This window comes from Oleiphilus sp. HI0080 (assembly GCF_001635135.1).
Map to the genome: position 1 here is coordinate 1 of NZ_LWFU01000370.1, position 7,546 is coordinate 7,546.

Here is a 7,546-nt window from a genome sequence, read left to right on the forward strand (position 1 = left end):
TATTATTGATTATGATTGGTCTAACTTCAGTACCGACAACTCGTCTGAGGGTCTAATGAAACAGAGAACGGACGATTATCATATCGAAGGCTTTTTGCGCAACGAAGATAACGCGCCATTGATGCTCATCAACTGCAAAACGGAAACGGCGCTATTACCCGGAAAGCAAAGCCAGGTTGCGTGAGCGCGGCAGCTACAATAAAGCGCGCAGCGCCTCCGCTAGCTCTTCGGGTTTCGCGTTGTGCTCAAGCACCCGCTGTAATTCACCGTCGGCATCAACGACAAAGTAGTACGCTGTATGGTCAACCGTATACTGTGTCGGGTCATCGGAACTTCCGCTGGGAAGAGGCGCCTTGATGAAATAGGTGCCGTATTGCTTCGCAACTGCGTGCGTTTTAACCAGGTCACCGCGTAGACCGATTAAGTTCTTATGAAAGAATTCTAAATAACCGTGCATCGCTTCAGCTGAATCGCGCTCCGGGTCCAAACTCACAAATACGGCCGGAATATCTTTTAACGCCGAATCACTATTAAGCGCATCACGAACGACCGTTAAACCTAATGGACAAACATCAGGGCAGGACGTAAAACCAAAATACAAAATATACGGTGTACCGCGTAATTGATTCGTGTTGAATGGCGCTCCATCATGCTCCAGTTCAAAATCGCCACCAGGCAAGTAAGCCGCTTTCACATCTTTTGACGCTGAACCCTGCGAAGACTGATATACCTGATAGCTCAAAATACCGGCGACAACCAACGAAAGAGCGAAAACTAGTTTTTGCGCGTTTTTCACAAATACCCCAACACTTAAGAATGTTTTAGAGAACGAAGATCTGCATAGGCTAGCACCTTCGTGTTGTTAAGTTCGAGCTCTACACTCAAACGCCAGACCATCTCTGATCCAGTCACACAAACGGGGATCATTCCTTTCAGAACAAAGATCTGTCGTGCAGGATCATAGTCAGGCTGAAGAAGATGTTCACCCATAAACATGTCTCGACCCTCAATCCAAGCGCGGATAAAAACACGCTGATCAAAGCCCCCTTCGCCATCAGCCTCAAGCTCAAACGTCAAAGGCGTCAGAGCGGGCAGATCGGGAGCCTGCAGTCGCAACAACAGGGTCTGCGGTTGTGCTGCATCATTGGGCGAAGAGGGTAAAACCGCCGAACACCGTGTTTGTTCTTCATCGCAACGCATCTCAAGCCGCTGAGCAATCGGCTGTCCTAGCCTCTCCGAATGAAAGCCGTCCGATTCTCCGCAACCGACTAAAACACCAACGTAACAGAAAACCACTGCAATCAGCCGAGCAGGCCTGGTGGTCATGACAAGATTCTCACTACCAAACACTATTCGTTGATTAAGGTCAGCTTAAAGGTCACTCGCCGACCCTCTACCTTTGCGCTACCTTTGTACGTGTGATGAACCGGCGGATCTGCAGCGGTATTACCCATGCTCATTATCTGTATCTCATCCACACTGCTCTCAAGAAAGACAGATTTTCTGTCTAAGAGTTCCGCATCAAAAACAACAAAACCTCGCTCTTTCGCAATTTCAGCGCAGCGTTTTATCGCAAATTGCTCAATCTGATCCCAAGGTACCGTTGCCGCCTCTGTATACTCGACGTAGTAGCTGTACTTATCTATCTGAAGATCTCTAAAACCTGCAACACCGCCCTCTGCCGCCTGATAGGTGGTCACACAAGCACTAAGGCCAAATAACGCCAAGAGCAACAAGGCCGGACCAAGAGAGTTAAACCATCGATTAGAGTTATATTTCACATCATCTTCCTTAGCATTGTCCGGTCAGGCGATTCTGAAAGTTTCACTGGGTGCACGAATGACGCGATGCATAGTCCAAAACTCTAACACGGCGTCAATCACCCCGGACGGGCTTTCATTTTGAGGATAATGGCCGATGGATTGCAAGCCAACAATATCTGCATTGGGCACAAGTTCCTCGTACCTATCCGCCATATGCCCTCCCGAGATAGGATCATCCAAGCCATTCACGAGGCGCAAGGGAACCTTTGCATTTACCAGAGCCCCGACCCACCGCGCTCGATACCGAACTCGCTGATCCATATAGCGTATTAATCGAGGCATAATCTTACGGCCATTTGCTCTCACTAATAGCTCCCAATGCGTTCGTAAATCCTCAACAGGCAGCTGCCGCATGCAAATATCATCAAAACTCGCGACAAATTTACGAAAGCTAGCCAAGCGCGCAATTAGACCCCCAATCGGACTCAACAAAAGCTTTTGCATCAGCAAAGGTTTGTGCGTCTCAGGAAAAAGACCTCCATTTAATAGCACGCACGACTTAATCAAATCACGTTCATTTTCTAGCTCGCGCGCGAGCAACTCCTGAGCAACGGTATCACCGTAGTCATGAGCCAAAATGTTGTAGGTGACGATACCTAACGAAGTCAGCAATTGCTCGGCGATATCCGCTTGCGTATGTATAGGGTACCGAGGAATATCTGGCTTATCTGACAAACCAAACCCGAGAAGGTCAAAGCAAACTACTCGAAAATGCTGCGTCAGCAAGGGCCATACCTCGCGCCAATCCCAGCTTGAGGTTGGAAAGCCATGCAACAATAGCAAAACTGGTTTATTGGCGCTGCTTGAAGAGGCCAAACTAAGCGAATCGCGATAAAAGATTCGATGCCCCTCAAAATCAAAATAGCAGCCTTGTTCGCGCCATTTCTCGATCGTAATCAAACCGTTTTCGGTTGTCGGAGTACTGCTTTGTACTTGCATTATCTACTCGGCACTCTTTATGAATTTCCACAGCTTATGAAAAGCCATAACAAAAATCACGCCTCTTTTTGTTACCAATAACATAGGCCTGTTTGACGCGGATCAAGTGTGCTTTTTCTTAAATATCCGGATAGACACCACAATTGAGCTAAATCAAGTCATGGTTGCCGTTAAACACTTAAAGTTCGCCACATACAAACAACGTCAACACAACTTCGATATCAAGGTTCTATTTATGCTTAAAAAAACCCTACTTAGTCTATCCATCGCATCTATCGCTTTAAGTGCTAGCCCAGCGTTTGCCTATGAGTCAGGAGACATCATCGTTCGCGGTGGTGCAGCAAACGTAACACCGGATGCATCTAGCGGCATGATCTTTATCGATACCCCTGCTCTGGGCAATACAGGAATTGATGGTGTTGACGTAGACGACGACACACAGCTCGGCTTAAGCTTAACCTACATGTTCAACCCAAGCGTAGGCATCGAGGTACTGGGTGCAACACCTTTTAAGCATGATATTTCGCTAGACGCTTTGGGAACAGATATCGCATCCACTAAACACTTGCCACCTACCGTAACGTTCAATTACCACTTTATGGACAGCGCGTCAGACTTCCAGCCCTATGTAGGCATGGGTTTAAATTACACTATGTTCTTTGAGGAGAAGGTCACTCCAGCACTAGACAATGCCGCCGTGTTTGATCTTCTTGCCTCCTCAACAGGCAATCTTCCTGCGGGCACCATCACATCCGTCGCGAATACCAAGATTGAACTGGATGACTCAACAGGCGTTGCGATTCATGCGGGTTTTGATTATGCATTGACGGATTCAATTGGCCTTAACGCCTCTTATTACTGGATAGACATCGACACCACTGCTGAAATCACAACCGACAGTAATGCTGGCCCGGTAAAAGCAACAGTTGACGTCGACATCGACCCATCTGTTTACATGATTGGCATGTCGTACAAGTTCTAAAGAAGTTCCATCACGACAATAGGGCAAGCAGCATTGCTTCGCCCTATTTTTTATTGCTTTAGTTTGGACCACGTAGCGATCACAACGGAGAAAGACGGCCTTACTCATTCACGGCGGCAAAACAAAGAGCCCTTGTAAAACCAAACCAACAATAAGAACACAACCATGAAAAAAATGAACGCCAGATTATTAAGCACACTCTTCAGTGCACTATTACTAACTAGCTCGATTAGCTTCGCTTGGACCCTTGAAGAAGATGACAATGGCATTAAGGTGTTTACTCAGGAAATTGAAGGCTCCGACTTCAAAGCATTTAAAGGCGAAATGAACGCCCAAGCGCAACTTGATGAGGTGCTAGATATCATCCGCGATGTAGAAAGTATGGATGAGTGGCTGCACGAGTGTGTAGCAAGCCAGATCATGGAAAAAACGTCAGACGAAGAGTTAATCGTGTATCAGGAAACAAGTGCCCCTTGGCCTGTCACAGATCGTAACTTTGTCCTAAAAATGAAGGTACATCGTGCAGAGGATGGCCTCAGCGCAAAAATAAACTTCAGTGCGCTGGTTGAGCCAGAAGTCGCCAATGACGACTGCGTTCGTGTAACAGAGCTCACCGGAAGTTGGACGCTTACACAAACCAGCGACAGCAATGTGCATGTTGTTTATCAAACCTCAGCAGATCCGGCCGGCGATGTTCCCTCATGGCTCGCAAACGCCTTCGTAGTCGATCAACCGTATAACACACTGCTTAATCTGCGTAATCGTGTCGAGACAAAACGCCACGAAGTAGAATAACCAAATCAATCAATGCTCGATCAAGCATAGTGAGCGCCACCTTCTAGCGCTCACTTTCATCTCCATGTTGAAATAAAAGCAACTACTCGATCACAGACCTCTCGCACGCTCTTGTTCATACTACGCAGCCGATGCCATGGTCGGCGTCGTTATACAGCCTCGACTCGATTGCAACTTTGGAGAGCACAATACGGATATGCGAACCCTCTACTCTGGTCTTTTTTTTGTTTTACTGGGTTTTACAACACAACTCCATGCTTGGAGCCTAGCCAAAGATAAAGAGGGCGTTCGCGTTTTTACCAAAGACTCCAGCTTTTCTGGCTTTAAAATGTTTCGTGGAGAAGTGCGAGTCAATGCTGACCTTGATCGTGCTCTTACTTTTTTACAAGACGCCAAGTTAGCAACAACGTGGCTTCATGACTGTATAGAAAGCCGCGTACTTGCATCCACCTCAGCAGAGCATTACACCGTCTATCAAGTGATCAAAGCACCGTGGCCAGTGCACGACAGAGACTACGTTTTAGATATTCGGATTACGCACGCAAAATCCTCTAAAAAAGCGGTTATTGAAGTACGAGGACTAGATCGTCCAGACCTTGTTCCGTTGAAGCAGAAGCGCGTTCGCGTCACCGAACTAAACGGCACCTGGACTCTTACACAGATCGCCGAAAATTCGGTTGAAATCACCTACCAAACTGAAGCAAACCCGACAGGAAAAATCCCCGCATGGCTAGCCAACGCGTTTGTCGTAGACCAACCCTTTAGCACTCTGCTCAATCTCAAACAGCACTTCGCAGCGCTCCAATAACAAAGCGCCTGCGCCTAGCCGATATGGGCGCGAAAGCGAGAGTGAATCAAATCAATGGCAACGGCATTTCTGCCACCACGAGGAATAATCATGTCTGCATGCTCTTTAGTCGGAGCGATAAAATTGATGTAGCCAGGTCGCACCGTATGCTTGTATTGATTCAACACCGACTCAACTGAACGTCCTCTTTCCAGCGTGTCTCGTTGCAAACGGCGCAAGAGGCATATATCCAAAGGAGTATCGACAAAAAATTTCAAATCTAAGGCATCTCTAAGCGCTTTGTGCGTAAACAACATAATCCCCTCAACCACAATAATGGGTGTCGGATGAATCTCGATAGAGGCACCTGAGCGCGTGTGTTGCGCAAAATCATAGCGAGGCATCAGAACACTTTGGCCGCTTTTAAGCGACTCAATATGCGCATGCAAAAGATCATGCTCAATCGCTCTGGGGTGATCGTAATTCGTCTTTTCCCGCTCAGCCATCGCCAAGTGCGTCTGATCCTGATAATAATTGTCTTCTGAAATCACCTGAATCAAATCAGGTGACATGCTTTGGCCCAGATTTGTAGATAGCAAACTTTTCCCTGATGCCGATGCACCAGCGACCCCCACTAACAAGGGTCTATCAGTTACAACAAGAGATCCCATACTAAAAAATACTCAAACCAATAAATAAACCTGCGATGGTTGCACTCATAAGATTCGCTAAAGTGCCTGCAGCCACAGCTCTCAATCCCATTTGTGCTACCTCCTGACGGCGGGAGGGGGCAATAATGCCTAAGCCGCCCAGCAACACTGCGATAGACGCAAAGTTAGCGAAGCCACACAAGGCAAAGGTCGTGATTGCCTGAGAGATGGGTTGCATGGATTCCTGAACGGGTAAAAACACACTATAAGCGACAAACTCATTCAAAATCAGCTTTTGTCCAATTAACGAGCCTACAGCTTGAACATCCACGCTCGGCACTCCTATAAGCCACGCTACCGGTGCAAAAACCCACCCTAGAATTGCTTGAATTGTAATATCACCATAGCCAAACCAGCCACCAACACCGCCAACGAGGCCGTTTAACAACGCGATCAAACTTATAAACGCGATCAGCATCGCGCCAATATTGACCGCAAGTTTCAGACCACTGGACGCGCCGGTTGCAGCGGCATCTATCGCATTTGCCGGTCTTGACTGGGCATCCTCATGCACTACGACATCGTCTTTGGGGACTTCCGTTTCAGGGACAATCATCTTCGCCATCAACAAGCCGCCGGGCGCGGCCATAAAGCTGGCTGCAATCAAGTACTTTAACTCGACACCCATGGATGCGTAGCCTGCCATCACAGAACCCGCAATCGAGGCCAAGCCACCGACCATCACAGCAAAAAGCTCAGAGCGCGTCATGCTGGCAACATAAGGTTTGATGACCAAAGGCGCCTCGGTCTGACTCACAAAAATATTGGCTGTGGCAGAGAGTGATTCGGTTTGACTAGTGCCCAGCAGTTTTCGCAGACCGCCACCCAATATTTGAATGACCTTTTGCATTATCCCAAAGTAATACAGTACCGAGATCAGCGCTGAAAAGAACACCACAACGGGAAGCACTCTGAACGCAAAAACAAAACCGCCACCCCCGAAGACCTCAAACATCTTATCGCTCACAAGTCCACCAAACATAAAGCTGATGCCTTCGTTTGCGTAATGAATAACATGCGCAACAGCCGCCGTTATCCCGTTTAATACGTCACGCCCCCATGGAACGTAAAGCACTAATGCACCAAGACCGATCTGAATAACAAGCGCTCCAAGAACAGTCCGCAACTTGATGGCTTTGCGGTTAGTGGACAGTAAAAACGCGAAGCCAAGCAACACGCATACACCTAACAAGCTCATAAGAATAGACATTCAGGCTTCACTCTATAAAAGACAAATTGCTTAAAAAGGTTAGCAAAGTTTTCCTCTTTGGCTTGGTTTTCATGCTTGCGCCCCGCATGAGCATCTGACAAGCTAACGAAAAACACAGAAGACCTACATGGACGCAATCCTGAACTCCGAGCTTATCAGTAACTGGCTACCTAGCGTGCTTGCCTTTATTGGTGCGGTCACGCTGCTCACGGCGGCAAACCACTTCATCGTTGTACGCAAAAAACATCTCGGCAGCGAAAGAAAAGTACCCCGCCAGATACTAATGCTGTTTCTTACTTT

The 7,546-nt window shown here is 47.5% G+C and carries 10 protein-coding genes; 4 read left to right on the forward strand and 6 right to left on the reverse strand.

Features of this window, described 5'->3' with window-relative positions:
* The coding region (locus A3751_RS22660; protein ID WP_197466199.1) for a hypothetical protein at positions 1–184 on the forward strand (184 nt) is incomplete at its 5' end.
* 9 nt (positions 185–193) lie between these two features.
* Here A3751_RS22660 and A3751_RS05745 read toward each other — a convergent pair.
* Genes A3751_RS05745 through A3751_RS05760 form a run of 4 tightly spaced genes read right to left on the reverse strand, consistent with a single transcriptional unit; the run spans position 194 to position 2,762 of the window.
* Entirely contained in the window at positions 194–796 is a 603-nt protein-coding gene (locus tag A3751_RS05745; protein ID WP_068453282.1) for an SCO family protein, read from the reverse strand.
* Between the two features lie 14 nt (positions 797–810).
* Positions 811–1,326, reverse strand: a complete 516-nt coding sequence (locus tag A3751_RS05750) for a hypothetical protein (protein ID WP_156492277.1) — start codon at positions 1,324–1,326, stop codon at positions 811–813.
* Positions 1,327–1,349: 23 nt separating this feature from the next.
* The gene (locus tag A3751_RS05755) at positions 1,350–1,781 is read right to left on the reverse strand and encodes a hypothetical protein (RefSeq protein WP_068453285.1); all 432 of its coding nucleotides are present in this window, start codon (positions 1,779–1,781) and stop codon (positions 1,350–1,352) included.
* Positions 1,782–1,805: 24 nt separating this feature from the next.
* Positions 1,806–2,762, reverse strand: coding sequence for an alpha/beta fold hydrolase (locus tag A3751_RS05760; RefSeq protein ID WP_068453287.1), 957 nt, complete (start codon positions 2,760–2,762; stop codon positions 1,806–1,808).
* Positions 2,763–2,997: 235 nt separating this feature from the next.
* On the opposite strand from A3751_RS05760, the gene A3751_RS05765 reads away from it, so the two are divergent.
* From A3751_RS05765 to A3751_RS05775, 3 genes are all read left to right on the forward strand, one after another.
* Positions 2,998–3,744, forward strand: coding sequence for an OmpW family protein (locus A3751_RS05765; RefSeq protein ID WP_068453294.1), 747 nt, complete (start codon positions 2,998–3,000; stop codon positions 3,742–3,744).
* A 165-nt stretch (positions 3,745–3,909) separates the two neighbouring features.
* Positions 3,910–4,539 carry an START domain-containing protein gene (locus tag A3751_RS05770; RefSeq protein ID WP_068453289.1) on the forward strand — a complete coding sequence of 210 codons (630 nt, stop codon included), beginning with the start codon at positions 3,910–3,912 and terminating at the stop codon, positions 4,537–4,539.
* A 136-nt stretch (positions 4,540–4,675) separates the two neighbouring features.
* Positions 4,676–5,347, forward strand: coding sequence for an START domain-containing protein (locus tag A3751_RS05775; RefSeq protein WP_082863077.1), 672 nt, complete (start codon positions 4,676–4,678; stop codon positions 5,345–5,347).
* A 14-nt stretch (positions 5,348–5,361) separates the two neighbouring features.
* Here A3751_RS05775 and udk read toward each other — a convergent pair whose 3' ends face one another.
* Positions 5,362–5,997 carry a uridine kinase gene (gene udk / locus A3751_RS05780; RefSeq protein ID WP_068453291.1) on the reverse strand — a complete coding sequence of 212 codons (636 nt, stop codon included), beginning with the start codon at positions 5,995–5,997 and terminating at the stop codon, positions 5,362–5,364.
* 1 nt (position 5,998) lies between these two features.
* Entirely contained in the window at positions 5,999–7,246 is a 1,248-nt protein-coding gene (locus A3751_RS05785) for a NupC/NupG family nucleoside CNT transporter (RefSeq protein ID WP_068453293.1), read from the reverse strand.
* Positions 7,247–7,546 lie beyond the last annotated feature (300 nt).

Coding starts and splice junctions, on each gene's coding strand:
- A3751_RS05775 (WP_082863077.1), top strand. CDS start 4,676: ATGGTCGGCGTCGTTATACAGCCTCGACTCGATTGCAACTTTGGAGAG.
- udk (WP_068453291.1), bottom strand. CDS start 5,997: ATGGGATCTCTTGTTGTAACTGATAGACCCTTGTTAGTGGGGGTCGCT.
- A3751_RS05785 (WP_068453293.1), bottom strand. CDS start 7,246: ATGTCTATTCTTATGAGCTTGTTAGGTGTATGCGTGTTGCTTGGCTTC.
- A3751_RS05750 (WP_156492277.1), bottom strand. CDS start 1,326: ATGACCACCAGGCCTGCTCGGCTGATTGCAGTGGTTTTCTGTTACGTT.
- A3751_RS05765 (WP_068453294.1), top strand. CDS start 2,998: ATGCTTAAAAAAACCCTACTTAGTCTATCCATCGCATCTATCGCTTTA.
- A3751_RS05760 (WP_068453287.1), bottom strand. CDS start 2,762: ATGCAAGTACAAAGCAGTACTCCGACAACCGAAAACGGTTTGATTACG.
- A3751_RS05770 (WP_068453289.1), top strand. CDS start 3,910: ATGAAAAAAATGAACGCCAGATTATTAAGCACACTCTTCAGTGCACTA.